The organism is Hydrogenoanaerobacterium sp., assembly GCF_032017025.1.
In the GTDB taxonomy this organism is placed as follows: Bacteria; Bacillota; Clostridia; order Oscillospirales; family Ruminococcaceae; genus Hydrogenoanaerobacterium.
This window is the reverse complement of record NZ_DALZQO010000016.1, coordinates 1-24,116: the sequence shown is the minus strand read 5'-3', so window position 1 is coordinate 24,116 and position 24,116 is coordinate 1. Positions and strand designations below refer to the sequence as shown.

The 24,116-nt window shown below is 44.9% G+C and carries 32 protein-coding genes and 1 pseudogene; 26 read left to right on the top strand and 7 right to left on the bottom strand.

Annotation, left to right across the window (positions count from 1 at the left end; all coding sequences use genetic code 11):
- Positions 1–54: 54 nt before the first annotated feature.
- The 3 genes from RTV33_RS10395 to msrB all read left to right on the top strand — a co-directional run bounded on the left by RTV33_RS10395 (position 55) and on the right by msrB (position 1,879).
- Entirely contained in the window at positions 55–204 is a 150-nt protein-coding gene (locus RTV33_RS10395; protein ID WP_312644025.1) for a CPC_1213 family protein, read from the top strand.
- The gene (locus RTV33_RS10390) at positions 201–809 is read left to right on the top strand and encodes an HDIG domain-containing metalloprotein (protein WP_312644023.1); all 609 of its coding nucleotides are present in this window, start codon (positions 201–203) and stop codon (positions 807–809) included. The genes RTV33_RS10395 and RTV33_RS10390 overlap by 4 nt, the downstream gene beginning before the upstream one ends.
- A 107-nt stretch (positions 810–916) precedes the next feature.
- Positions 917–1,879, top strand: coding sequence for a peptide-methionine (R)-S-oxide reductase MsrB (gene msrB / locus RTV33_RS10385; protein ID WP_312644113.1), 963 nt, complete (start codon positions 917–919; stop codon positions 1,877–1,879).
- A 67-nt stretch (positions 1,880–1,946) separates the two neighbouring features.
- Here msrB and RTV33_RS10380 read toward each other — a convergent pair whose 3' ends face one another.
- The 3 genes from RTV33_RS10380 to RTV33_RS10370 all read right to left on the bottom strand — a co-directional run bounded on the left by RTV33_RS10380 (position 1,947) and on the right by RTV33_RS10370 (position 4,789).
- On the bottom strand, positions 1,947–2,495 hold the full coding sequence (locus tag RTV33_RS10380) for a manganese catalase family protein (protein ID WP_312644021.1): 549 nt from the start codon (positions 2,493–2,495) through the stop codon (positions 1,947–1,949).
- On the bottom strand, positions 2,488–3,915 hold the full coding sequence (locus RTV33_RS10375; RefSeq protein ID WP_312644019.1) for a recombinase family protein: 1,428 nt from the start codon (positions 3,913–3,915) through the stop codon (positions 2,488–2,490). The genes RTV33_RS10380 and RTV33_RS10375 overlap by 8 nt, the downstream gene beginning before the upstream one ends.
- Positions 3,916–4,123: 208 nt before the next feature.
- Positions 4,124–4,789 carry a LexA family transcriptional regulator gene (locus tag RTV33_RS10370; protein ID WP_312644017.1) on the bottom strand — a complete coding sequence of 222 codons (666 nt, stop codon included), beginning with the start codon at positions 4,787–4,789 and terminating at the stop codon, positions 4,124–4,126.
- A gap of 157 nt (positions 4,790–4,946) precedes the next feature.
- On the opposite strand from RTV33_RS10370, the gene RTV33_RS10365 reads away from it, so the two are divergent.
- Complete coding sequence (locus RTV33_RS10365; RefSeq protein WP_312644015.1) at positions 4,947–5,156, top strand: hypothetical protein; 210 nt, start codon at positions 4,947–4,949, stop codon at positions 5,154–5,156.
- A gap of 78 nt (positions 5,157–5,234) precedes the next feature.
- Positions 5,235–5,405, top strand: a complete 171-nt coding sequence (locus tag RTV33_RS10360) for a hypothetical protein (protein WP_312644013.1) — start codon at positions 5,235–5,237, stop codon at positions 5,403–5,405.
- A 456-nt stretch (positions 5,406–5,861) separates the two neighbouring features.
- On the opposite strand, the gene RTV33_RS10355 is transcribed toward RTV33_RS10360, so the two are convergent.
- A complete protein-coding gene (locus RTV33_RS10355) occupies positions 5,862–6,377 on the bottom strand; it encodes a hypothetical protein (RefSeq protein WP_312644011.1) in 516 nt (171 codons plus the stop codon).
- A 207-nt stretch (positions 6,378–6,584) separates the two neighbouring features.
- On the opposite strand from RTV33_RS10355, the gene RTV33_RS10350 reads away from it, so the two are divergent.
- From RTV33_RS10350 to RTV33_RS10250, 21 genes are all read left to right on the top strand, one after another.
- Positions 6,585–7,097 carry a hypothetical protein gene (locus tag RTV33_RS10350; RefSeq protein ID WP_312644009.1) on the top strand — a complete coding sequence of 171 codons (513 nt, stop codon included), beginning with the start codon at positions 6,585–6,587 and terminating at the stop codon, positions 7,095–7,097.
- 230 nt (positions 7,098–7,327) lie between these two features.
- Positions 7,328–8,095 (top strand): hypothetical protein, encoded by a 768-nt coding sequence (locus tag RTV33_RS10345; RefSeq protein ID WP_312644007.1) that lies wholly within the window; start codon positions 7,328–7,330, stop codon positions 8,093–8,095.
- A complete protein-coding gene (locus RTV33_RS10340; RefSeq protein WP_312644005.1) occupies positions 8,096–8,293 on the top strand; it encodes a hypothetical protein in 198 nt (65 codons plus the stop codon). It abuts the gene before it with no gap.
- Positions 8,294–8,429: 136 nt separating this feature from the next.
- Entirely contained in the window at positions 8,430–8,702 is a 273-nt protein-coding gene (locus RTV33_RS10335) for a hypothetical protein (RefSeq protein WP_312644003.1), read from the top strand.
- Entirely contained in the window at positions 8,678–9,511 is an 834-nt protein-coding gene (locus RTV33_RS10330) for a phage tail sheath C-terminal domain-containing protein (RefSeq protein ID WP_312644001.1), read from the top strand. Before RTV33_RS10335 ends, RTV33_RS10330 begins: the two co-directional genes overlap by 25 nt.
- Positions 9,512–9,523: 12 nt before the next feature.
- The gene (locus tag RTV33_RS10325; RefSeq protein ID WP_312643999.1) at positions 9,524–9,958 is read left to right on the top strand and encodes a phage tail tube protein; all 435 of its coding nucleotides are present in this window, start codon (positions 9,524–9,526) and stop codon (positions 9,956–9,958) included.
- On the top strand, positions 9,955–10,323 hold the full coding sequence (locus RTV33_RS10320) for a phage tail assembly chaperone (RefSeq protein WP_312643997.1): 369 nt from the start codon (positions 9,955–9,957) through the stop codon (positions 10,321–10,323). Before RTV33_RS10325 ends, RTV33_RS10320 begins: the two co-directional genes overlap by 4 nt.
- 141 nt (positions 10,324–10,464) lie before the next feature.
- Positions 10,465–12,474, top strand: coding sequence for a tape measure protein (locus tag RTV33_RS10315; protein ID WP_312643996.1), 2,010 nt, complete (start codon positions 10,465–10,467; stop codon positions 12,472–12,474).
- 58 nt (positions 12,475–12,532) lie between these two features.
- Positions 12,533–13,141, top strand: coding sequence for a hypothetical protein (locus RTV33_RS10310; RefSeq protein ID WP_312643994.1), 609 nt, complete (start codon positions 12,533–12,535; stop codon positions 13,139–13,141).
- 80 nt (positions 13,142–13,221) lie between these two features.
- Positions 13,222–13,869 (top strand): LysM domain-containing protein, encoded by a 648-nt coding sequence (locus tag RTV33_RS10305; RefSeq protein WP_312643992.1) that lies wholly within the window; start codon positions 13,222–13,224, stop codon positions 13,867–13,869.
- Positions 13,870–13,872: 3 nt separating this feature from the next.
- Entirely contained in the window at positions 13,873–14,853 is a 981-nt protein-coding gene (locus tag RTV33_RS10300; RefSeq protein WP_312643990.1) for a hypothetical protein, read from the top strand.
- A 13-nt stretch (positions 14,854–14,866) separates the two neighbouring features.
- Positions 14,867–15,247 carry a DUF2577 family protein gene (locus RTV33_RS10295; RefSeq protein ID WP_312643988.1) on the top strand — a complete coding sequence of 127 codons (381 nt, stop codon included), beginning with the start codon at positions 14,867–14,869 and terminating at the stop codon, positions 15,245–15,247.
- Positions 15,244–15,663: a DUF2634 domain-containing protein gene (locus RTV33_RS10290; protein WP_312643986.1), complete on the top strand. Its 420-nt coding sequence runs from the start codon at positions 15,244–15,246 to the stop codon at positions 15,661–15,663. Before RTV33_RS10295 ends, RTV33_RS10290 begins: the two co-directional genes overlap by 4 nt.
- Positions 15,656–16,702 carry a baseplate J/gp47 family protein gene (locus RTV33_RS10285; protein WP_312643984.1) on the top strand — a complete coding sequence of 349 codons (1,047 nt, stop codon included), beginning with the start codon at positions 15,656–15,658 and terminating at the stop codon, positions 16,700–16,702. The genes RTV33_RS10290 and RTV33_RS10285 overlap by 8 nt, the downstream gene beginning before the upstream one ends.
- A complete protein-coding gene (locus RTV33_RS10280; RefSeq protein ID WP_312643982.1) occupies positions 16,699–17,229 on the top strand; it encodes a putative phage tail protein in 531 nt (176 codons plus the stop codon). The genes RTV33_RS10285 and RTV33_RS10280 overlap by 4 nt, the downstream gene beginning before the upstream one ends.
- 10 nt (positions 17,230–17,239) lie before the next feature.
- A complete protein-coding gene (locus tag RTV33_RS10275) occupies positions 17,240–18,781 on the top strand; it encodes a hypothetical protein (RefSeq protein WP_312643980.1) in 1,542 nt (513 codons plus the stop codon).
- A 12-nt stretch (positions 18,782–18,793) separates the two neighbouring features.
- Entirely contained in the window at positions 18,794–19,336 is a 543-nt protein-coding gene (locus RTV33_RS10270) for a hypothetical protein (protein ID WP_312643978.1), read from the top strand.
- Positions 19,337–19,352: 16 nt separating this feature from the next.
- Complete coding sequence (locus RTV33_RS10265; RefSeq protein ID WP_312643976.1) at positions 19,353–19,721, top strand: hypothetical protein; 369 nt, start codon at positions 19,353–19,355, stop codon at positions 19,719–19,721.
- A gap of 75 nt (positions 19,722–19,796) precedes the next feature.
- Positions 19,797–20,258, top strand: coding sequence for a phage holin family protein (locus tag RTV33_RS10260; RefSeq protein ID WP_312643974.1), 462 nt, complete (start codon positions 19,797–19,799; stop codon positions 20,256–20,258).
- Positions 20,248–21,072 carry a glycoside hydrolase family 25 protein gene (locus RTV33_RS10255; protein WP_312643973.1) on the top strand — a complete coding sequence of 275 codons (825 nt, stop codon included), beginning with the start codon at positions 20,248–20,250 and terminating at the stop codon, positions 21,070–21,072. Before RTV33_RS10260 ends, RTV33_RS10255 begins: the two co-directional genes overlap by 11 nt.
- A 202-nt stretch (positions 21,073–21,274) precedes the next feature.
- Positions 21,275–23,086: a hypothetical protein gene (locus tag RTV33_RS10250; protein ID WP_312643971.1), complete on the top strand. Its 1,812-nt coding sequence runs from the start codon at positions 21,275–21,277 to the stop codon at positions 23,084–23,086.
- A gap of 75 nt (positions 23,087–23,161) precedes the next feature.
- Here the strand turns inward: RTV33_RS10250 and RTV33_RS10245 are convergent.
- The 3 genes and pseudogenes from RTV33_RS10245 to RTV33_RS10235 all read right to left on the bottom strand — a co-directional run.
- Positions 23,162–23,260: pseudogene (locus RTV33_RS10245) on the bottom strand (manganese catalase family protein); the annotation flags it as partial.
- A gap of 3 nt (positions 23,261–23,263) precedes the next feature.
- Positions 23,264–23,524, bottom strand: a complete 261-nt coding sequence (locus tag RTV33_RS10240; RefSeq protein WP_312643969.1) for a spore coat protein CotJB — start codon at positions 23,522–23,524, stop codon at positions 23,264–23,266.
- A partial coding sequence (locus RTV33_RS10235; protein ID WP_312643967.1) for a spore coat associated protein CotJA occupies positions 23,521–24,116 on the bottom strand: 596 nt, incomplete at its 5' end. The genes RTV33_RS10240 and RTV33_RS10235, both read right to left, overlap by 4 nt.

Genomic DNA, 24,116 nt, shown 5'->3' with positions numbered 1-24,116 from the left:
TAAAACTGTTTAAAACTCATAAACTAATAAAAATGAATGAAATGGAGATTGAATATGAGCACCGATAACAAAAAGAAGAGCACCAAGAATGGAAAAAAGGAAGATGGCAAGTTCCATTCAAAGAATATTAAGCATGACCCTCAGGCAGAGAGTGCAAGAGCCGTATTTGGGCTGAACAATGCCAATGAAGAGAACAAAAAATGATTGAAAAGCATTTGATGTTCAAGCAGATAAATGAGCATCTGCTCACAGATGCCCAGCCTTCTGAATATTTTAACGCAATTCAGGATGATTTGTTTTTCTCTGTTTTTCCGTTTACGATGCTCAGCAAGCTGAAAGAAACCCCGCAGTCTGTTCAGCATCACCCCGAGGGCAGCGTATGGAACCATACTATGCTGGTGATTGATGAGGCGGCAAAAGTGAAAAAGCAGAGCAAAAACCCCGATGTATTGATGTGGGCGGCGCTGCTACACGACATTGGCAAGGCGGATACGACAAGGAAAAAAAGGGACAGGGTTACCTCCTACGACCACGATAAGGTAGGCGCTGTAAAGGCGCGGCAGTTTTTGCAGGAATTTACCGAGGATGAAAGCTTTATCGAGCAGGTAGTGGGGCTTGTACGGTGGCATATGCAAATTTTGTTTGTGGTTCGCTCTATGCCGTTTGCCAATGTTGAAGGGATGAAAGAACAGACCGACGTGGAAGAGATAGCGCTGCTGGGCTTATGCGACCGCATGGGGCGCCATGGTGTAGACAGAAAAAGTGAAGAGGGCAACATCCGCTTATTTCTTCAAAAGTGCCGTCTGTAAAAAAATCCGTGTGCCAAGCACGGACTTTTTTTATTCTGCTTGTTTTATACAAACGGCCAACCTATAATAAGGACAATACAAAGAAAAGAATGGGAAGGATTGATTTGATGAAGGGGACATGCAGGCAGATTTATTTGGCAGGTGGCTGTTTTTGGGGGCTTGAAAAATACATGCAGGAGATAAACGGCGCGACAGAAACCGAGGTGGGCTATGCCAACGGCAAAACCGAAAACCCTACCTACGAGGATGTCTGCCGTAGGAATACAGGCCATGCCGAAACGGTGCGTGTCGATTATAATGCGGATAAAATCAGCCTGCCGTTTCTGTTGAATCTTTATTATGAGGCAATCAACCCTATCTCGCTGAATCGGCAGGGTAACGATGTCGGCAGCCAGTACCGCACCGGTATCTATTTTGTGAGGCAGGAGGATGAAGATGTAATTCGCACCTCGATTGCCCGGCTTCAAACACGTTATGACCGCCCCATTGCCATCGAGGTAAAGCCGCTTGAGAGCTACTACAAGGCGGAAGAGTACCACCAGCACTATCTGGACAAGAACCCCGGCGGCTATTGCCATATCGGTTGGGATAAGATTCAGCAGGCAAAGCAGGCGCTGGTTGACCCGGCACAGTATGCTGTACCTGCACAGGCTGAGTTGAAACAGCAGCTGACGGAGCTTCAGTACGAGGTGACGCAGCACAGTGCAACCGAGCCGCCTTTTCGTAACGAATATTGGAACCATGATGAAAAAGGCATCTATGTCGATATCACTTCGGGTGAGCCGTTGTTTTTCTCGGGTGATAAATTTGAATCGGGCTGCGGCTGGCCAAGCTTTTCGGCCCCAATCGACCCGAATGTGGTACGCGAGACGACCGATACCTCTCACGGAATGCTGCGCAGTGAGGTTCGCAGCCGTGTGGGCGATGCGCATTTGGGCCATGTCTTTGATGACGGCCCGCGTGAGCGCGGGGGATTGCGTTATTGCATCAACAGTGCGGCAATCCGTTTTGTGCCAAAGAGCAAAATGCAGGAGGAAGGCTACGGTTATCTGCTGCCCTATGTACAATAGAGAACAAATGAGAAATCCCCCTCGCCCTGTACACAAATGCAGGAGGAGGGGGTATGTTCTTTGTGTATTATCTTCTGGGGGTGTCAAATGCGGGGTTAAATGCGTAGAAGTTCTTTGAGTCGAGGTGGTCTTGTACAACGCGCAGCGATTCACCAAAACGCTGGAAGTGGACAATTTCGCGTTCACGCAAGAATTTAATGACATCGCGCACGTCGGGATCATCTACGAGGCGCAGAATGTTATCATAGGTAATGCGCGCCTTTTGCTCTGCGGCCATGTCCTCAAACAGATCGGCGATTGGGTCACCGGTGGATTGCAGGGTCGCCGCAGAAAACGGTTGACCGTCTGCATTGCAGGGGTAAACACCGGTGGTGTGGTTGATAAAGTAATCGCTAAAGCCGCCGTCTTTAATTTGCTTTGGGGTCAGGTTACGTGTCAGCTGATATACAAGGGTTGAAACGAGCTCTTCGTGTGCGAGTTCTTCAGTCCCTACGTCGGTCAAAATTGCTTTTGCTTCATTATAAGGCATGACGTAACGCTGGCTTAGATAGCGGGTTGCAGCGCCCATTTCGCCGTCGGGTCCACCATGTAGAAAAAGGTGATAGTATTTAAGCATAGTAAATAATCTGAACATGATTCTTTTTACGATAAAAAACAATCTGGTCGATGAACGTGCGCAGGAGCTTGTTTTTTTCGGTTTCGCTTATACTTGAATCCCGGAGAAGCTGAGGGGCATCTTTGTGTTTTTCAATAAAGTCTCGCGTTGTAATTGGAGCGGGAGGAGTGGGTTGCTGAGATTCAAGATGTGCTAATGCGTCCAATATTTTTTGCTTGTTTTCCTTGTATTCTTCAAGAGAATCTACGCAGTTTTCATAGGCAAACTTTACACGTTCTAGCTTTTGCTTCTCGCGGGCAATCTGAGATTCAAAAATGTTTGACATGTCAACCTTAGAAGGAATACTTTTATTGATAATTTCAAAATTCGCAGACTTGAAATCTTCCTCAATACATTCGATTACTGCCTGGATAATAAGCTTCATTGTGATATAGTGAGATACATCACATAACCCATGTACATATTTGTTGCACTGTAAAGAGTTACGCGAGCTGCGTGTAAGTGTAGCACCACAATTGCTGCATTTTACAAGGCCTTGCAACATGAAATCCTGCTTTTCTCGAATGCGGCTATGTTTTGAATATAATTTTTTAGATTCTTTAAGTTTTGCCTGCACGCGTTCCCATGTATCGTTATCAATTATTGGTTCATGAGAACCATCGGAAATAATAAGATCGGGATTATCAAAGTCTCGATCGGCGCGACCATTAGGGCTGTAACGTATTTTACCAATGTAGGTAGGATTATTTAAAATATATTGGATAGTACGATTTTCAAACCGACCGCCTCGTGCGGTTCTCACTCCCATACCGGTAACGGTAAGAGCCAGATCCCGAGTACTCTTGCCAGCAAGGTACTCCTGAAAAATCATTTGAACAATAGGAGTGGCATCGGGGTTGGGATAAAATTGCTTTTCACGAATATCATAACCAAACGGTGGGGTTGATACAGGCTCGCCACGGCTTGCTTTTTTAATCATACCACGTCGAACATCTTCACCGAGGTTTATTGAATAGTATTCGTCCATCGCTTCGATGAAAGCCTCCATGAGAATTGACAGTTTGTCATCATCTGGCAGGGGTTCATTTATCGAAACAACATCGATGCCGAGATCCTTGCGAAGCATTGATTTATAAACAACACTATCCTCACGGTTTCGTGCAAAGCGGTTAAATTTCCAAACCAATATAACGTCGAAAGGCTTAGGCTTCGTTTTTGCAATACCTATCATACGCATAAACTCATGGCGGCGTTTTACCTTGCGACCGCTGACACCGTCATCTTCTTGAAAGATAAATTCCTCCGGTATGATGATATCATGGGCTTTAGCGTACGCTTGTATAGTATCTATCTGGCTTTCGGGGCTATACTCAAGCTGATCGTCCGTTGATACACGTACATAAGCTGCACCGATTTTCATTGTTTTCACCTCAAAACAGTATATTTGTAAGCAAGAGATAACTTGCCAAATTACTGTGTTTAAGGTACAATAAAAGGGCAGAGTTATTCCGTATTTACTTTTAGTCGGGTAGATGAATTTCTGCATTTGTCCGTTCGCTACGCCAATAGCGGACGGATTTTTTATTTAATATTTTACCACCTAATCAGTGATTAGGTGGATTTTTTGTTTACCATCGTTTTTTTGATGTTGTATAAAGCACCTTGCCGGCAATTTTAACCTCATTTAGCATTTCGCCTGTAATTACAGTGGTTTCATGGCTAGGGTTAAAAGGTTGAAGAATGAGCGCACCCTGAGCTTTAACCACTCTCTTGAGTGTCCCTTCATCGCCATTAATGATAACTACAGCTAAGTCGCCGCTGTCCACATCGCTTTGCTTGCGAACAAGGGCAAGGTCACCGTCGTGGATATCGGGCTCCATGCTGTCGCCATGAACAACCAAATAAAAACACTCTTCCGGGTTTTTCACATCGGCTGTTTCATATCCTACGATTTCTTCATAGGCGATTCCGCCATAACCTGCACGAACAGAACCAATTATTGCGATGAGAGGGTATGAAACAACAGAAATGCCGCCGGCCTTATAGATTTCTTCATCACTGCATCCGGAATCGTTAATATGGCAAGGTTCATTGTTCCAACCCATTAAATTGGATGGCGTCGTCCCTAAAGCGTCAGCAAATGCTTGTATTTTTGATTGTGTAATATCGTTTACACCCATCTCAATTTTATTTATGGTTGACCTAGACTTATAGCCAAGCTTTTTAGCTAATTCATCCTGAGAGTAACCTAACTCTTCTCGCCTTTGCCTAATTCTGATACCTATATGTGACATCTCAATACCCTCTCTCTATGGGATACTATAATAATAACACATTGATTATTAAAAATCAACAAAAATTGAATTTATTGCATAAATGTGTTGACAATTAGGAAACAAGGTGTTAACATAACATTGTAGCTAAAAAATCTACAGAAAGGAAGTGTTGAACTTGACCAATACAGTAAAATTAAGAACGAAAGTAAAGGCATCTGGGTTAAAGTATTGGAATATTGCGAAGCAAATGAATTTGACTACTTATGGGCTGCAAAGAAAAATAGACAATATGTCTGAGTTTAAATCAAGTGAAATTGCTAAGTTCTGCGAAATTTTAGGCATAACATCTTTAGAAGAAAAGGAAAATATTTTTTTTGCCAACTAAGTAGATTTATAATCTACAAATTATTTTTGGATAGGACATTCTTAATAATTCATACATATAATCGAGGTGATGAAAAGAATGCGAAAGCCCTTAACGTATTCATCGTACATAAAACTAAGGGATGGCTCAGTCGTACCGTTCAGCACGATGAGCGAAGAGGAAAAAGCGCCGCACATTAAAAAAATGATGGAAAACGCAGGGCATGTGATGTCAAATTTCTATGCTGAGCACCCTGAGTTGCCGGTTTAGCCCGGCGGCTGCCAGAAAGGAGGACAAACCTATGTTCGGGATAATCCGTTATGACGGACAAGCCGGGGCGCTGATGCTCACGATTATACTCTGCGCATTTATGCTGGGACTCACGGTAGGCAGATGTTTTAAAAAGTAAGGCGGACAAGCCTTTAAAAAAGGAGGGGGTAAACAGCATGTGCGAAATAGGAATACATCTGATGGTATTTCTACTAGGGGTTTATGTGGGCTGCGTTTTCTATAGGATTTTGGCAAAAAAGTTTAAGGCATAAAAATTGAGGTTGTCCATTAGACGAACCTCAATAGATAAGTATTATTTTTTTCGTGGTGGGGGCGGAGTGGAAGTTGTTGACGGTGGCACGTTACCTCTCTTTTCGCTATTTTCATGGTTAGGAGTGCCTGAGGGGCGGGAGGGTTCTGGTCTAGGGGAGAGTGGTCTTTGAATAGGGTCTTTACTCATTTTGATACCTCCAATGTGTTAGATTCTGTAACTTGATAGTGTTGGAAAAAATATGCTTTACGGTCAGAAACAGCTTTTGTTTCGCAACGATGGTTCCTTGGGAAGTAAGCACTTCCGATATACTTATTTTCTAGCATTATAAATTGCTCTTGATATTCAAACGTTAATCGGCTAATCTCTCCGTCTGAAAGGTTATCGACACGATCCCAATCGTAGTCAACTTCATTAATCAAAAGATCTAGCTCTGGATTGAGAAGGTTAACAGCGGATATTTGGCGAGAGAATGGAAATAAATGTCGAACAGCACCGATTACCTGAGAAATAGATATGATACAAGCCCATAGCCACGGTAGTTTATTCCAGATTAACCAAGAGGAAATACTAACAGCGGACGCCACGCACAATACGCCATTTACAATATTATCAATTAACGTAGAAGTAGCTCTGTAATGCCAGTAGTAATATTTTGATGTGACCAGCTCTTCATACATTGCCCAGTATTTTTCTCTCAAAACAATCCCCTCACTTAGACATGATTTTACCACGATTTACAAAGATTGGCAACAAATAAAGATAAAAATAACAGTGGGACTTTAATGGACAAGCCCCAAACATTAAGAATCGAGGGGGAAAAATGGAAATAGGATGTTTCGCAATCATTGCAACTATCTGCATTGCAGAAGTTATCAACAATTATATAGTCAAGGAGTGGAAAATTAATGCGCGTATTAAGCGTAGAAGAACTCAAGTTGCAAGATTCCACCGCAGCCATAGAGCTGTACAGTAAGAAAAAGCAAGTTAACGTCCCGATCGGGGATGACCTGTATCGAATCACTGGTATATCGTTCAGCGGAATTGCCACACATTTTAAGTATAGCATTAAGTTAAAACAATGCAGCGGCACCGGTAGAATTACGCTGGCTGGAGATTGCAACGGGATAACAGTGTTCTCGCTGCACAAAGAGAGGAGCAGAGCAGATGCCGAAAAAGCAGACAAACAAAAGCCGATTTTGCAGACAACTGCAAAGTTGCCGGAGCGGAAAGGCAAACCGTATGCAGCGGATCTGTTTAAGCGAGAGCTCTGCCGCGGCATCCAAAGGCTAAGTTTGCCGGAGAGCATGAGCATGCCCGCCGAGATACATATGATTATCAAGCTACCCGGGACCACCATCAGTGAAACAATGGTTAGGACAAGCAGGGGATGGATACCCGAAAAATACGCCCAAGATTGAGGGATGTACCTTGAAAAATAAACACAAAAAAACAGCCTTATCTCCCACCGACCAAAGTGATGATAAAGCTGTTTAATACGTAAGACAATGCCGTCTTTTTGTACTTTTATTGTATCAAATATGGCGGCATCTGTCAACCAAAATAATGGCGCTGTGGTGCGCTTTCAATGACTTTTAAGGATATTAAATAGTCGTCGAGCCAGCCACAGTGAAGCAAGGATGTGATGCCGATGAAATATAAGCACCAGTATCTAATCAAAGAAGTAACAGCAGGAGAAACCAAAGAGATATATAAAACGCAATCCTCTCGGTACGGATATAACATCCCTCGCAAAGAAAATACAGGGAATACCCCGGAGGCGGTACAGAAAAACAATCAAAGGCTGGCAGAAGATACCTTGCGTCAGCTGATCAATGAAAACTTTAAGCACGGCGACCTGCATACAACGCTCAAGTTCTTTCCTCCACAAAGACCGAAAGACCCGAAAGAAGCTCAAAAGCATGTGCAGAAATGGATAAGGAGAATGCAAACACGCTTGAAAAAGCTAGAAATTGAGTTTAAGTACATATACGCGGTCGAAATCGGGAAAAAGGGTGCAGTACATATACACGTGATTATGAATTATGTGGATATCCGAATTGTACGGGAATTGTGGACACATGGAACGATATACTTTGTGCCGCTGTACTCAGAGGGGCAATACAGGGAGCTTGCAAATTACATCATCAAGCAAACCAGTGAAATGTACAAGCAAAAAGGCTGGACCGGACGGAGGTACACACCAAGCAAAAACCTCAGCAAGCCAAAAGTGGAGAAACGCAGGGTAAACGCGAAAACGTGGCGCGAAGAACCTAAACCACCCAAAGGCTATATATTCGATTCGACGTTTCCGCTCGAAAATGGTGTGTGCGAGGTAACAGGGTTAACCTACCAGCGGTACGGACTCATCCTCATCAAACCTAATCACGAGCGATACGGGGAGAGGAGGCGATGTTGATTGACATTTGAAAAGTTAAACCAGCAGTTTGATATGCTCTGCCTATTTCGCCGCATCGAGCGAAACCTGCGAGCTGGAAAAGCAAAACCCGAGCGGGTGCGCTGCTGGGCAGAGGATACCGCAAAAGCAACAGTGCCGCAGAATATGGCCAACGCACAAGAGTTTATAGATGCCATCACTGACCATTGCAGCCGGTAGATAGACTACCTCGTAAAATATCCCGTGACCGCTGATAACGATGACTATTTACCAAATCAAAAAGTAGAGCAGCTGAGGCTAAATTGTGAAAACACGGTTTCGCAGTCAACTGCAATTTAGAGCGGAGGATAAAACAATGTTAGAAAAAGTAATTGCACTTATCAACGAGCAGCTAGAGCCTTATAAAAAAGGACAGGCCGAGCGCCGCGCCGGTAGGCTCATGATCAAGCTGTGCGAAAGCAACCCGCAGGCTGCGGAGTTTATTGCACAGGATATTACCAAAAAAGAAATGTCCCTCGCCAAGTGCACCGACAAGGTGAGGCAAGCAGCAAAAAAACAGGCACAAGAAAATAAGTGTAACGAGTGCGAGTTTGATGATGAGGATTGGGTAAAGATGCCGCTGAGCTGACTGAGGCACTCGGATATTTTGCTATGCAGCAGGTGGATTACCTTGCAGGCCCGGCGGACTGTTCAGAAGAGGAGGCTGCCACAATTGCAGGTTGGATTAAAACACAGCGCACCAACGACTACACGCCGAAAGCGGTGCTGCCAAAGGTAAAAGCAGACAGCGAGGGAGTTGTGAATTTTACCACGGATGAAATCAAAGCGGACGGAAAAACATACAACACGGCGCAATACTGCAGCCGTATTGCCGGTATGCTTGCCGGCACGCCAATGACCATATCCTGTACTTACGCGCCACTGCCCGAGGTAACCGATATCAAGAGACTTACCAAGGTGGAGATGGATGCGGCAATCGACGCAGGTGAGCTAATCCTTTACCACGACGGAGAAAAGGTAAAAATCGGGCGCGGGGTGACCAGCTTAACGACTTTGACGGTAGACAAGGGAGAGGCGTTCAAGAAAATTAAGATTGTAGAAACGGTGGAAATGATCCGTACCGACATCCGCCGCACTGCTCAGGACAGCTTCATTGGGCGTTACCCCAACAGTTACGACAACAAGTGCCTGCTCATCACCGCCATCAAGGGTTATTTTGAGCAGCTGGAGGCGGAGGGGATTCTGGCGCGAGGAAAATCTGAAGTCAGAATTGACCTAGAGGCACAGGAACTCCATCTCAAGGCAAAGGGTATGGATACATCCAAAATGAGCGAACAGGAAGTTAAAGAGGCGGACACCGGCTCCAATGTATTCCTGTGGGCGAAGATTAGCATTTTGGATGCGGTAGAGGATATCTTACTCGGAATCATAATTTAAGGAGGGATTTGCATGGATAGCGCAAAAAGAGCAATGAGCGGAACCCACGGCTCGGTATGGCTGGACAACGACCTTGTGAGCGAGTGCTATGGGCTGCAAGCAAAGGGCGCGTTTAACAAAGAGGATATCCCAATGTGCGGATCAATGGGAAATGACTTTAAAATTAAAAGCGTAAAATACACCGGATCGCTGAAGCTGTACAAGGTGAACAGCCGCATGGCGATCAAGGTGGGAGAGGCAATTCGTGCGGGTAAAGACGTGCGCTTTAATGTAATTTCCAAGTTGGCGGACCCCGATGCGTATGGAGCTGAGCGCGTATCGCTGAAAGGCGTATCGTTTGACGACCTGACGCTGGCAGACTGGGAGGCGGATGTGACCGGCAAGGTGGAATGCCCGTTTACGTTTACCGACTTTGAATATCTGGATAAGGTGGAGGTGAGGACGTGAGCGAGGTAATGGATTTGCTACTCAAAATGGAGCCTACCAAACCCCAAACAAAAAAGCTGAAGGTGAAGCGCCTGAGTAGGGAATGCGGAGGTGACGTAACCTTTACCATTACCGGGCTTGGGTACGAGCAGGTATTGCAGATTAAAAATGAACCTGCCGATTTGGGTGTATCGATTTTGCTTGAGGGTGTTGTTGAGCCCGAACTGCGCAACCGAGAACTGATGGAAAAATACAAAGCAGCCACGCCTACGGAGCTAGTGGAAAAGCTGCTTTTGCCCGGTGAAATTGAGGATATCGCTCGTGAGATTGAAAAACTATCCGGTTACCGCAGGGATGTGTTGGAGGAGTTTGAAAAAAACTCTTAACCGGCGGGACGGAGGAAAATATGATGCTCTGGGTGGTGTGCGAGCTGCACATCCTCCCGGGCACATATTACCGCCTGCCGGATGGTGAAAAAATGATGCTGCGGTTACTTTACAACAGCATTTGTGCAAAGGAGGGATCGTATGGGGCGTGACATTGGCATTATGATCAGCGCAAAAGAAACTTTTTCGGATGCCTGTAAAACGATGCAGGCGGCAAACCGTAGCTTTAACAAAGACTTAGATGGCTTGCAGCTCAAACTCGACAAGCTGAACCAGAACAAAACCACTCTAAAGGTTGAATCAGATGCCGCCAAAAAAGCGCTGAAAGAAGCACAAAAGCAGTTTGAGGCTACCGGTGATGCTGCCGATAGAATGGCGCTGGAACTTGCGAATGCTGACTATGACAATGTTAAGCGAAACCTCGACCTCGTAGCAAAAAATGCAAGGCAAGCCGAAAAAGACATGCTGAACCTCACAAGCGCTGTAAGTAAAGCGGAGAACCGGGCAAGCGGGGGGATAAGGGGCGGGAGCACAGAAAGCGACTTACTCGGCTCCCTTGCCGCTGCGGGGATGACCAAGATGATTGGTGATTCGCTGTCTGGTGCGCTGAGCGTAGGCATTACCAGCGCGTTTGGCGGAGAAGCGGGAAGTGCGATCAACACGATGCTCTCGGGCACAATATCGGGCGCTGCGATGGGAGCTATGGCGGGAGGATTGCCGGGAGCTGCCGTTGGAGCAGTGGCCGGTGTTATATCTGGAGGAATCACTGCGGCAACACAGCATTTTGCAAAGCAGGATGATGCGTTTAAGGGTGTTGTTCAGGAGCAGTACGGGATTCAGCAGGAGCGAATGGCGACAGATCTAACTACGGGCAGCGGGTTCGCTGCCGAGCGAGAGATGGATCAAATTGCGTTTTCAAAGCTGATGGGGGATGAAAACACTGCCAAAGACTTTCTAAGTGGTATCAAGGACATGGCAAATACCACGCCGTTTTTATACAACGACCTTAAACAAATGAGTAAGGTAATGAGCACTTACGGCTATAGCCCGGATGAGATACCGAAACTTTTGACCAAGGTAGGAGACACCGGGGCGGCGCTGGGTATGGACACTCAGAGCATGGCGATGGTATCGACCTACATTGGACGCATGAACTCTACAGGTAAAACCACAATGGAATACCTAAACCCGCTGATGGAGCGCGGAATCCCTGCACTTGATTATCTCTCAGATGCGTTGGGAAAATCCAAAGCGAAGATTACCGAAATGGTATCCAGAGGGCTGATTCCCGGCGCAGATGCAGCTCGCATTATTGCGGATTCGATGGGAGAAGCCAACGAAGGCGCAATGTCACTGCAAAGCCAGACTTATGCGGGACTAAAATCAACTGTAGAAGGCTTACAGCAGGAAATGCAGAATGCTATGGGCGAAGGGTACAACGAGCGGCGTAAAACCGGACTGGCTGATCAAGTAGAATACTTAAGCGGGGAAAGCGGGCAAAAAATGCAAGAAGCCAACCGTTTAATAGGAGAATGGAAGGCTGAACTGGAAAATCAGTACGAATGGCAAATCAGAAATGCGGAAAGAGAAGCGTTTAGGCAGATAGAAGAAAAAGGGCTGCAAGGCGCAGAAGCCGGCAGGGTTTTAATGGAGGCCCGTACAAAGGCAGAAAGCGATTACCGAAATTCGAAAGCATACAAAGAGCTGGAAGAAGCGGACAAAAACCTAATTGAAGGGATAGGAAAAACGCTTAAAGAATCATGGAATCACTTTGGTTGGGAGCTCGGACAGGAGTTTACAAGAGGAATCGTAAGCTATATCAACTCAGAGGAATCTGCCAAAGCTATACAGGATGTTGCAAAAAACCAGTATGGATTCGATGCTGCTAAACACAATCAAGCGTCGGCATCAAGCCCGCCATCTGGAAAGGCGTTCGGTATGGGATACGTACCATACAATGGTTTCCCCTCACTTTTGCATGAGGGTGAGCGGGTTTTAACAGCCAGCGAAAACAGGGCGTACAGCGCAAAGAGTACACCCAGCGTGACGATACAAATGGGAGGAAACTATATGGTACGAGAGGAGGCAGATATTGAAGCTATAGCTAGGGAGATTGCTACACAGGTAATAAGGGCGCAAGAGTTACTATAATTGTAAAATTATCCCTATTATGTTATGATAGAAAAAACATCCGATAGGGAGGATTATTATGAAAAGAAGAATAGCTCTTTTAATTTTAGCAATTTGCGTTATTGTGATTAGTGGTTGTGCATCGTATTCAACGAGTAACGCATATGAAGCTCAAAAAAACAAAACTGAAAAATGGTTCGAGGTGACTTCGGATGACTTAATAAAAGAAATAAACAGAAGAGCGGAAGCGGACGGGTATACAAATCTTGAGATTACTGATTACGGATCAACCATTGTTTATGGATTTGAAAAGGATGAAAGGTTTGTTAAGATTGAGGTAGGAGTCGGAGTTCCTGACCGAGATAAAGAAGCGGGAAAGGTTAAGATGGTTGAGCTTAACCTATATGCTAAAGATGAAGAAATGGCAGCCAGAAACGGATATTACATTGAACTCCTTATAGATATTTTCAATCCGGGAATGGTGGAGAAAATTGAGAAGAATTTATATATTTTTGAAGATGCCCCACAAAACATACTAGACTTAAGAGCAACGACCGCTGGAAATGTAAGATACTTTTTCAATGAGGCGAACGACGGGTACAGTGCGTTTTACATTATGCCAGATGACGATGCTGCAAAAGAAGTATCTGAAAAGGAGGGAATTAAACCAATTAAACCAAGTAAGTAAAAATAATTACATTATATCAGCGAGCCGGCGGAGAAATCCGTTGGCTTGCTTTTTTGTACGTAAAAAGGAGGAGGGAGACATTGCTTCGCAGATTTATTTTTAAAGACCGCAGCAAAGAATTGGCGCTACCTGTTACACCGGAGAGTTTCGTGGTGGACTACGGAATCCGCATTGAAACAGTAAACATCCACGATGTAGGCGACGCGGATATTGCAGGAAAAAAGACGCTGGCGACCATAAAGCTGGAATGCATGTTCCCAGAGCGGGATTACGACTTTGCGGATGCAGAGGACGAACCGTACGGCTACGTGAAAACCTTTCAGAAGTGGAGTTTGCGGGGAACGGTGCTGAGATTTATCGTTAGTGATACACCTGTAAACATACCGGTTAGGATTGAGAGTATCGCATACGGTGAGCAGGATGGTACCAACGACGTATATGCCACCATTACGCTGCGCGAGCATAAGGCATTGGAGGCGGTGCAGATTGCCGATACCTCTGCAGCGGTAAACAAACCACGCGCCGGAGAGAGCAATACGCTATCATCTGACCTTGCTTATACCATCCAGTACGGCGATACGATGTGCGCCATCTGCCGCAAATACTATGGCAACGATAAACCTGCCACCTACAACGCACTGGCCCGTTACAACGGAATACCAAACGCCAATATCATCATGGCGGGGCGAGTAATCAATATACCGAGCAAAAGCAAACTGGGGGTGTAGCACATGCCGCAGGTTTACTTAACCAACAGCGAGGGGACATTTGATCTATCGGAGTTGGTCACGAAAATCAACTGGTCAGGAGACTACCGTCAATGCGCCCGCACATTGGATATCGGATTGGTCTCATCGCCTTACGACAGCAAAGTGCCGGAGGTTGATTGCAAAGTCGGCTGTGGTATCGTGCTGGAGGAGGAGGGGGAAACCCTTTTTGATGGTTACGTGATGAGCCGTACCAAGAGCACCGTAGCAAGTGTAATTGACCTTGTGTGCTATGACCGTGGATTTTACCTCAAAAAAATTGAAGTGGCGAAAAAATACGTAGGCGCAACACCTGAGGGCGTTGCGAGGACACTATGCGCAGAGTATGGCATACCGGTGGGGGAGCTGGCGGTGACAGGGGCCAATATATCGCGAAACTTCCCTGGATATTCGCTTTGGGATATCATCCGCACGATGTACACATTGGCGAGTGAGGTCACAAAGAAAAAGTATCATATCGGCTTTGTAGGCACCAAGCTGCAGGTGCGGGTAAAAGCGCCGGGAGAAAGCACCATCATCATTGCCGGAGGCAGCAACCTTATGGATGCCACCACAACCGAGAGCGTGGAGAATATGGTAAACTCGGTCGCTGTCTACGATCAATCGGGAAACCTGCTGCAAACCCTGCAGCACAAAGAGAATATTAAGCTGTACGGGCTGATGCAGCAGGCAATAAAGCAAACCAAGGAAAGCGTTGCACCTAAAGCTCAGCAGCTGCTGGATGAGGGAGACGTGGAGCAAAAAATTACCGTAAACAACTTGGGGGATATCTCTTGCACCGCAGGAAACTGCGTGGTTGTGCAGGAGCCTTACACAGGCCTGTATGGGCTGTTTTATATAGATACTGATACCCACTCGTGGAAAAACGGAGTTTACACCAACAAGCTGATTGTAAACTTTAAGGCGATGATGGATGAAAAAACCGTCGGAGAAATCATCAAATAGGGAGGAATGAGCATTGGAGGACAATCCATATGTAAAGATGGCCGAAGGCGTGAAGGGCGGGAAAGCCAAGCAAATGCTGCGCATCGGAACGGTGACCAGCGCTGCACCCTTGGTGATACAGGCAGGCGGAATACCGCTGTCGGGCAGTGACCTATATGTAAACCGTGCGCTGCTGGGGCATGAGGAGAAGGTATCGCTACTGGACGTTACCGGAACGCTGGACGCCACTTGCGACTGTCAGCAGGGGAGCATGAAAAAGCTGGAAGCCACAGGCGGGATGCTGAGCACGGGAATCAGCCACCCAGTAAGCCTTGCGCCCGGTGACACGGTAGCGCTGCTCAGCGAAGACGATCAAACCTTTATTGTACTGTGCAAGGTGGTGAAAATGGGATGAGCCTGTTTCCAATTATTCAGCCACGCGGAACAGCAGAGCAGACAAGCGAGTTGCCGCTGTACCGCGAGGTTGCATGGGATTACGAGCACAACATACCGATATGGAGCAGAGGCTCACCTGTATTTATAACAGGCGCAGAGGCGGTACTTGTATGGGCGTGGAAAGCTCTGCAGGTACCGCGTTTCCGTTATGAGATTTACAGCCACGGGTACGGCAACGAGTGCGAGGAGTTAATCGGGCAACCATTTACCGAAGAGCTGAAGCGCAGCGAGGCGGCGCGCTATGTGCGGGAGTGCTTGGAGATCAACCCATATATTGAGGAGATTGACGACATTAACGTAGAATTTTCAGAGGGTGCACTGAAAATAAGCTGCCGATTGATTACCGCATATGGGGAGGTGAAGGTACATGTTTGACAATATAACGCCGGAGAGCATCGAACAGAATGTTTACGCTGCGATGGAAACAGACATTGATACCCGCGAGGGCAGTTTTATCCAGGAGATGACTGCGGCGATGGCGCTGGAGATGTACAAGGTTTACACCGGAATGCGTGAAACCATACCGCTGTTTTACGTGGACAAAACCAGTGGCAAATACATTGATAAGCAGGCAGGGTGGTATAATATCACCCGCAAAAAAGGGACAAAGGCACAGGCGGTGCTCACCATCAAGGGTACAGATGGCACAAGGATACCGGCGGGGACGATTTTTACCACTACGGATGGGCTGCAATTTATCACCGTTGCGGATGCGGTGCTCAGTAGCGGACTGGCCACGGTATTGGCAGAGGCTCAGGAGGTAGGGGCACAGTACAATGTTGAGGCGGATAAAATCACACAGCAGTATGTAAGCATACCCGGAGTGACTTCTGTAACCAATACCGCCGCAGTAAAAGGAGGCACCGACCCGGAAAGCGACGAAAGCCTAGTCAATAGGCTGGATGCCTACCGAAAGAAACCACCCACGAGCGGAAACGAATACCATTACGAGCAGTGGGCACTTGAGGTAAATGGTGTTGGCGCTGCCCGCATCTTCCCTGCCGCGCACGGCGGAGGTACCGTAAAAGTGTTGATTGCCGGACCAGACAGGAAACCGGTAGACAGCGTAGTAGTTACCGCCTGTGCTGAGCATATCGAAAAAAACAGGCCTGTTTGCGTGGGTGTAACGGTAGTAAATGCGGAGGAGCTCAAAATTGAAATTGCCGCCGAAGTGCAAGTTGAAAGCAAGACCACGCCACAGGAAGTGCAGGCAAAATTTGCGGTCAGCTTAAGCGAGTATTTACGCGGAATTGCATTTGAGCGGTATGAAATACCGTTTAACCGCATTGCCTATATGCTGCTGGATGTAGATGGGGTGATCGATTACACTGCGCTAACTGTAAACGGTAGCACGGATAATGTAATGATCGGTGAAGATCAAGTGCCGATACTTGGAGAGGTGGTTGTGACGTGAGACGGTTGATTGATTACCTTACGCCAAACTATAAGGATAGCCCCGAGACGGTGGATTGGCAGAATGCTCTGCAGGTGCCAATTGAAAAGTTATGGGCAGCACGGGACGATTACTTTAAACAGCTTGACCCGATGACGGCAACATGGGGGCTGGATTTATGGGAGCGTACCTACGGAATTAAAACAGACACAACCAAACCGTATGAATACCGCCGCACTCGCATTATCAGCAAGATGCGCGGGCAGGGAACAGCTACCGCAGAGATGATCCGAAATGTTGCGGCAAGCTTTGCCGATACCGAGGTAGAAGTGATTGAGCATCCGCAGCAGTATCACTTCGAGGTCAAGTTTACCGGCCGGCTCGGAACGCCGCCAAATTTGGATGACCTAACGGCAACGGTAAAAGAGATCAAGCCTGCGCACCTCACCTTCGGGTACCTTTACAGCTATTTGCTCATCCGTGACATCCACGAGACAATGACATTGGAGCAGATAGAAACAAAGACACTCGATATTTTTGCATTTTAGGAGGGACTCTATGAGTAAGCTAACTAAATTTTTAAAACTGTTCCAGTACGAGCCGGAAGTTGAGAAGAAAAAGACGTTTAATATCACCGAGGCTTTAAATAACAACTGGGATAAAATTGATACGGAGTTAGAGGGGTGGGGCGAGAGCGGGGTGAAGTACAACCTCGGTGTTTACGAGGGAAAAACCGTTACAATCCCAAACACCAAAGCAGGGGACTACCTCTTGCCGAGTATCAAGGGGCGCACACTGGTTACTAAGCCAAACCCCGACGCCGAAATCAGTCCAGATAATATAGCAACCTTTCAGAGTGTTATCAATCCCGTGTTTACCGCTTCGGATGGTAAGGGTAATAGTAATACCGCCACGTTGCAAGCGGAATTATATAGCTTACCAAATGGTGTGTGCGACGAGTATGACGGGATTGGAGGCAAACTTACAAAACGGATTGGTAAGTCTGTTTTTTTAGATGCAAGTGGATTTGTGTACAGCGAGATGTACGAAGATACGGATTTTATTTCGTTTCTAATTAGAATATCCAATATCAAACCTGTACAATTAAAGGCGGAACAGAACACGCAATCAAGTTCTCACTTTCCATTGATCGATGGCAACACTGCATATACTTCTTCCGCTGAGGGTGCAAGCGTATTCGATTCAGATAACAGATACTATATATCTATTAAAAAAACACGTTTATCTGGCTGGAACGACAATCTCTCGAAAACTGAAAAACACAATAAGTTTAACGACTATCTTAAAAATCAGACCGCCGCAGGAAAGCCTGTTACAATTCTCTACGAACTCTCCGTACCCCTAATCACATACCCAAACATCAAATTGACCACCTACGACGGTATAACTACAGTATCTTGTGATAACACAATTTTACAGGACATGAGCGTAACGGTGGTAGACCAACGTAAGGTGTATGAGGCATATCGATCAGTTGCGTTAGGTGCAAACGGTAATGTATCAGCAGAACACTTAAATACAGAAACAGCGGGTGTTTCTGGAATTCGTTTAAAGAAAGCAGGAACGCTTCCTTTTGATTTTGTAATTCAGCGCGTCAAAAATGCTTCTGATGATATGTTGAATTTGTTTTCGGAAAACACAGGTTTTGATGGATTCCATCTAAGAATGAATGAAGCAACTGGTGCGGCGGGTACCAAAATTGTTACAGAAGCAGGAGGAACTGCCCAAAAAGCAAGAGCGCTAGTTTACGGAAACGTAGATGCAATACTCCCACATAGCAATACGGTCGGAACATGGTCAGGAGTGGCAATGGTATTTAAAAAAGCTGGATACTTAGCTGATGATGTTGTAATTCAGACAGGAGCATCACAGTCCGACGCAGAAAACGGCGGTAAGCAAATATTACAGATTTACCAATCTAACACTTGGGATGGTAGACATAATAGGGGTTTCCATTTAGAGTTTCATAAGGCCGCCGCAGAAGCGGGTAGTATGATATACCACACTCAAAATATCACAATAAGTCAATCGGCACCTACATCATTCTTGGGTGAAGGTTGGATTCACCATGTGTATTAAGGTGGTGTTGAGATGTCGATAGTTCAAGGTGCTCAAGGTGTAAACAGAGCAGTTTCACAGGCATGGCAGGGCTTGCAAGGCGTGAACAGGCAAATCCAGAAACGCTTCGAAGGCTCTCAAGGTGTAAACAGGTTAGTACATGCTGCCGTGGAAATTTTACAATCATGGTTCAATGAATATGCTGCAACAGGAAGTTATATAAGCTGTGATGTAAACACAAAAACTGCGTCATACAGTGTAACTTCAAATACGGTAGGTAAATCTGGCTCGGTAAATTTTATGTTAGGCAATCTTACGAGTGGTGCAGTTATAACATTTGAACATTATGGTTCGTTAAGCAGTATGAGAGGTCTGTTCATAGGTGTTATTGGTGGTACAACTGTAAAAAGTTTTAGCTCAACAATAAATGGCGCTGTCAGCTACACCACTACTGGGTCTGGACAATTTTATATAGTTTTAGACCAATACAGTACCACAAACGGCACTAACACTGGCACGATTAAAAACCTTAAGATTAACGGCGCCGAGAAAGCAATTCAAAATATTTCTAAATAGAAAGAAGGGCTTGTATATGAAAATCATATTAAAAGATAAAACGGAACTGCCAATAATAATGGTAAATGGTGCGAAACCTTTTTGCAAAGGTTCGGTGCGAGAAGGCTTAGAATTTGTTTTCAGATCGTCAGAAGTAAACTACGATAATCTAAGAACTTTACTTCGTAACGAGACAAACACCGAAGAAATAACAATTGTCACCGATAACAAAGAACAATTCACTCATTCTGACTATTCTATCGATGCAGGATTTCTGGAAAAACCTGTAGTTGTTGAACCTAGTACGCCAGACACACCGGAACAGACAGAATATCGCATCTTCGCGACCCTAGGTCAGTTTACGTACCTTGAAAAGCAAATGAAGAAAATTGGAATACAAGTATAAAGCAAAGCGGAAGAACAGGAACAGGTGAAAAACGAGATTTTGCAGTTGACTGCAAACAATAAGGAGGAGTAAAAAGTGGACAAAGTAAAGGCTTTTTTTATTGCAATTTTTACGGCGCTTTCCAGTTGGCTTGGTATTCTAGCGATACCAATGTACATGTTGGCAGGGTTAAATTTTGCCGATTATGTAACGGGGTTATATGCAGCTAAATACCGCGGAGAGACGGTAAGCAGCTACAAGGGTATACGCGGCATCGTAAAAAAGATGTGCATGTGGCTGTTGGTAGGGCTTGGTGCCGCAGTAGATTGGCTGATAATGTACGCCACTAACACAATTGGCATCCCGTTGCAGTTTACCTTTGTTGTGGCCTGCTTGGCAGCGGTTTGGCTGATTTGCAATGAGATTATATCCATACTGGAAAACATTATCGATATCGGCGTAGAGCTGCCGCCATTTTTGCTGCCACTGGTAAAAAACATTAAGAGTAAAGCGGAGGATAAGGCAAAGCTGGAGGAGGCAAGACAGGATGCAAACTAAAGTTATCGACGTATCATCCCATCAAGGGATTATCGATTGGGCAAAAGTCAATGCAGACGCGGTAATGATCCGCGCCTGCTATGGATGGGACAACGATCAGCAGATCGATAGGCAGTTTAAAAATAACGTAGCCGGTGCAGGTAAAATCGGAATCCCCTACGGGCTGTACCATTACAGCTATGCCACCAGTGCAGCAGATGCCCGCAAAGAGGCTAATTTTTTTCTGCGTGTAATTCAGGGGCTCAGACCTGAGTATCCCGTCGCTTTTGATTTTGAGGATGTTACACAGCTCGGCGGATACGACAGCAAAGGTAAATACCATAAGCCTCTGCCGCTGAACACGCAGCTAGATATTATTGATGCTTTTATGAGCACTGTAGAGGATGCCGGTTACTTTGCACTACTGTATATGTCGGCATCGCCGCTTACACAGCTGTACCGCTACGCTCCGGAGCGCATTAAGCGTTATGGGATATGGGTAGCTCACTACGGTGTAGATAAGCCGGGCTTTACAGGAGAGTATGGGATCTGGCAGCATGGAGTTGTGGGAAAGTGGGGAGAAAAGGGCAGGGATTACACCATCACCGGGGAGATCAGCGGCGTAAATGCCAACTGCGATGTAAACTACTGCTACAAAGACTACCCTGCAATCATAAAGGCCGCGGGGCTGAACAATTGGAGCAGGCCAGCGCCCGCCGAGTGTGAACACTGCAAGGAGCTGCAGGCGCAGCTCACAGCAGCAAATGCCAGAGCTGACAAGGCCGAGAATACAATTAGAAGTATCGGCGAATTTGTAAAAAATACGAATAGATAAAGTAAAAGCCGGGGACGTGCAGTTGATGCATATCCCCGGCTTTTTTGCTGCAATAGTATGTAGAAATATGCTGCATAATATTGGTATTTAAGATATTTACTTGTATTCTGAGGGATGGTATAGTTGTATTATACAGATGGAAAGTATTTACTAGATAGTAAAATATAACTTTATGCCGATTTTATGGAAGGAAGATTTAAATATGAGCAGACCCGAAAGAGTAGTACTAAAAGAATTTGTGAACGATGATGATTTTATAGAAAAAATGAACCGGGCATTTTCTGATTTACGTGCTGATTATGAGTTAAGTATGGACGCTGATGAAGAAAAAATATTGGAACTTAAAGAGACTCATGTGGATGTTAAAAACCAGTTATCAGATTTGATTGCCTATTCAACTACTGCTAGCGGGATTGTATCTGGCTTAAGAGGAACTGGGAAGACACATATATTATTATTAGCGAGGCAAGCAATTAATGAAAATTTCTATAACAATAAAGCAGAGCGAGTATTATGTATATATCTTAACATAAAGCGATTGAATTTTCCCACGGCTATTGACCAAGAAATATTTAACCGCATATTCAGCATTTTTATGTATGATGAGATGTCAAAACAGTTGAAACTCGTATTATCTCAGTTAGAAAATCCAGACTTACTAAGTAGGCTTTTAGGAGTATTTAATCATGACAAAAAAAGATTAATTCAAAATTTGAGAGAGGCTATTGTAAAACTCACAGAATTTAAAAGCGTGGTTCGGAATGGAAATGAAGCATTTGGCAACTTATCAATAGGGACCATTGGGGAAGAAGAGTATACTCAAAGTTTAATAAGTTTAGTAAATTCAATAGAAGCTAAACTAGGTTTTACGAGTGCCGCATTACAGTCAAACATATCATCAAGCCTTAGCGAAGAAGTATCCCAAAGGATATCTTCTAATAATACATATTTAAAATACCTTAATATAAATTCTGTTCGTGATCAATTTTTAAATCTTATGCAATTATTACAGATTAAAGCAATTACTTTTTATGTCGATGAATGGGAAAAAATATACTATAAACCTGTGCTACAAGAATATTTATCCTTTTTTATAGATCGTATTATAGATAATCCGTTATATTTTTGGATAAGCATTGTTCCATATCGTGGTGGTCTTCATTATTTAGATAATGGCGCTGACCTACAACATTACATTAATTTAGATGAAAACTTGGTTTTTGAAAACTCACGAAGAGATAAGGAAATCTGTATTAACTATTTTAGGGAATTTATTAATAAACGATTATATTTTTATTTTGACAATGAGGCAATAAACATCGATATACTTTTTAATAATTCTCATAACTTTGAAACTCTTATTCTTGCAAGCATGGGAAATTCCAGAGATTTTGGAACTATGCTATTAAAGTGTTGGTCTGAATATCAATCATATAGAACGGGATCTCTATTGCCAGGAAGACCCTATCAATATATTAGTGAGAGTATGGTAATCGAAGCTATTAAGAATAATGGAGAAAAGAAGTTAAGTAATATTAAAGATAATTCAAGAACGCTGCAAGTTTGGAATAGCTTAGAACTCTTTTGCCTAGGCAAAAAGTCTAGTCATCTTGCTATTGAAGAATCAAAAACAAATATTGAGTGTTTATCACGAGTAGAATACTCTGACTTAATATACCACCGTTTATTGCATTTTCGTAAAGGCCATGTCCCTCATAAGGACTCCAATAAAGAAAATAAATTATCAATATATGCTTTAAATTATTCAACTATTTACGATTTGCACTCTAAGGATCGACGCATGACATATGTGACAGAGTACAGTATAATTCATGATCGAGTTCGTCGATACATATACGACCCAACACAAATAATTAAGAGAATTCAAATTGAGGAGGGCGAAATTTATCCATGTTCCTCATGTGGTGAATCTATAAATATTACGAAAATGGTTGGAGCGTGGAATAAAAACTCATGCCCATATTGTGACGGTGAAATTACGAAAAACAGATAGATATAGGATATGAGTAGAAAAGCCAAGGACGCACCCTTTGCTTTTCTGTTTTAATAGTCACTATCACCTTTTTCGGTCGGGACCGCCAAGCTGCGCCATGATAATTTTAGCGCTGGCAGGATTCGGAGTTTTGATCTTAACGGGATATTGTAATTTTTTCTGATATTTCCACATAGGTCAATTATCCTCCTCGTGTTCCCACGGCCATGGGCTGTCAATCCAGTTCCAACGGTCGCCGCCGTTGTAGTCGGTCTGCATAATGGGGCCGTATTTTTCGATGTACTCATTTTTTGCCTGAGTGTACAGGTCGTTATATTTTTTAAAGAAGGCCAGTGCGTCTTTGTCGGTAGGGTGAGTGTCAAGAAAAAGGCCGGTTTCAACCAGAATTAAATCGCAAACCTTAATGCGGTTGGCTAATACTTTTTGTTCATTGCTCATCTAAATCTGACCTCCTCACCGATAAAAGGCTTGTCAAGCTCAGAAAAAAGCGTGCCTCTTGCAAATGCTACGTCGGGCTCATAGATGCCGCGCCATTTTTGCATAGGAACATACGCCATTGCCAGAGCGGGCATATAGCAATCTTCCATTCCCATGGCAGCTCTCTCTTGCATATGCATTCTATGCATTTCGTGCATCGCGCTATTTTCTTGCATTCCAGCCAACTTAGGCATTTCTCGATTCTCTTGCGCTGCGGGCATCATACGATTCTCTTGCGCTGCGGGCATCATGCGATTCTCTTGCACCGCAGGTGCCATGCGGTTCTCTTGCGCTGCGGGCATCATGCGATTCTCTTGCACCGCAGGTGCCATGCGGTTCTCTTGCGCTGCGGGCATCATACGATTCTCTTGCGCTGCGGGCATCATACGATTCTCTTGCGCTGCGGGCATCATACGGTTCTCTTGCGCTGCGGGCATCATGCGATTCTCTTGCGCTGCGGGCATCATGCGATTCTCTTGCGCTGCGGGCATCATACGGTTCTCTTGCGCTGCGGGCATCATACGATTCTCTTGCGCTGCGGGCATCATGCGAT

Bases quoted from the DNA above. Each gene is read 5' to 3' on its own strand.
- RTV33_RS10360 (WP_312644013.1), top strand. From the start codon at position 5,235: ATGCGAAAGCCCTTAACGTATTCATCGTACATAAAACTAAGGGATGGC.
- RTV33_RS10375 (WP_312644019.1), bottom strand. From the start codon at position 3,915: ATGAAAATCGGTGCAGCTTATGTACGTGTATCAACGGACGATCAGCTT.
- RTV33_RS10250 (WP_312643971.1), top strand. From the start codon at position 21,275: ATGAGCAGACCCGAAAGAGTAGTACTAAAAGAATTTGTGAACGATGAT.
- RTV33_RS10390 (WP_312644023.1), top strand. From the start codon at position 201: ATGATTGAAAAGCATTTGATGTTCAAGCAGATAAATGAGCATCTGCTC.
- RTV33_RS10240 (WP_312643969.1), bottom strand. From the start codon at position 23,524: ATGAGCAATGAACAAAAAGTATTAGCCAACCGCATTAAGGTTTGCGAT.
- RTV33_RS10270 (WP_312643978.1), top strand. From the start codon at position 18,794: ATGTCGATAGTTCAAGGTGCTCAAGGTGTAAACAGAGCAGTTTCACAG.
- RTV33_RS10380 (WP_312644021.1), bottom strand. From the start codon at position 2,495: ATGCTTAAATACTATCACCTTTTTCTACATGGTGGACCCGACGGCGAA.
- RTV33_RS10255 (WP_312643973.1), top strand. From the start codon at position 20,248: ATGCAAACTAAAGTTATCGACGTATCATCCCATCAAGGGATTATCGAT.
- RTV33_RS10315 (WP_312643996.1), top strand. From the start codon at position 10,465: ATGGGGCGTGACATTGGCATTATGATCAGCGCAAAAGAAACTTTTTCG.
- RTV33_RS10300 (WP_312643990.1), top strand. From the start codon at position 13,873: ATGCCGCAGGTTTACTTAACCAACAGCGAGGGGACATTTGATCTATCG.
- RTV33_RS10310 (WP_312643994.1), top strand. From the start codon at position 12,533: ATGAAAAGAAGAATAGCTCTTTTAATTTTAGCAATTTGCGTTATTGTG.
- RTV33_RS10370 (WP_312644017.1), bottom strand. From the start codon at position 4,789: ATGTCACATATAGGTATCAGAATTAGGCAAAGGCGAGAAGAGTTAGGT.
- msrB (WP_312644113.1), top strand. From the start codon at position 917: ATGAAGGGGACATGCAGGCAGATTTATTTGGCAGGTGGCTGTTTTTGG.
- RTV33_RS10345 (WP_312644007.1), top strand. From the start codon at position 7,328: ATGAAATATAAGCACCAGTATCTAATCAAAGAAGTAACAGCAGGAGAA.
- RTV33_RS10275 (WP_312643980.1), top strand. From the start codon at position 17,240: ATGAGTAAGCTAACTAAATTTTTAAAACTGTTCCAGTACGAGCCGGAA.
- RTV33_RS10335 (WP_312644003.1), top strand. From the start codon at position 8,430: ATGTTAGAAAAAGTAATTGCACTTATCAACGAGCAGCTAGAGCCTTAT.
- RTV33_RS10290 (WP_312643986.1), top strand. From the start codon at position 15,244: ATGAGCCTGTTTCCAATTATTCAGCCACGCGGAACAGCAGAGCAGACA.
- RTV33_RS10395 (WP_312644025.1), top strand. From the start codon at position 55: ATGAGCACCGATAACAAAAAGAAGAGCACCAAGAATGGAAAAAAGGAA.
- RTV33_RS10350 (WP_312644009.1), top strand. From the start codon at position 6,585: ATGCGCGTATTAAGCGTAGAAGAACTCAAGTTGCAAGATTCCACCGCA.
- RTV33_RS10265 (WP_312643976.1), top strand. From the start codon at position 19,353: ATGAAAATCATATTAAAAGATAAAACGGAACTGCCAATAATAATGGTA.
- RTV33_RS10285 (WP_312643984.1), top strand. From the start codon at position 15,656: ATGTTTGACAATATAACGCCGGAGAGCATCGAACAGAATGTTTACGCT.
- RTV33_RS10325 (WP_312643999.1), top strand. From the start codon at position 9,524: ATGGATAGCGCAAAAAGAGCAATGAGCGGAACCCACGGCTCGGTATGG.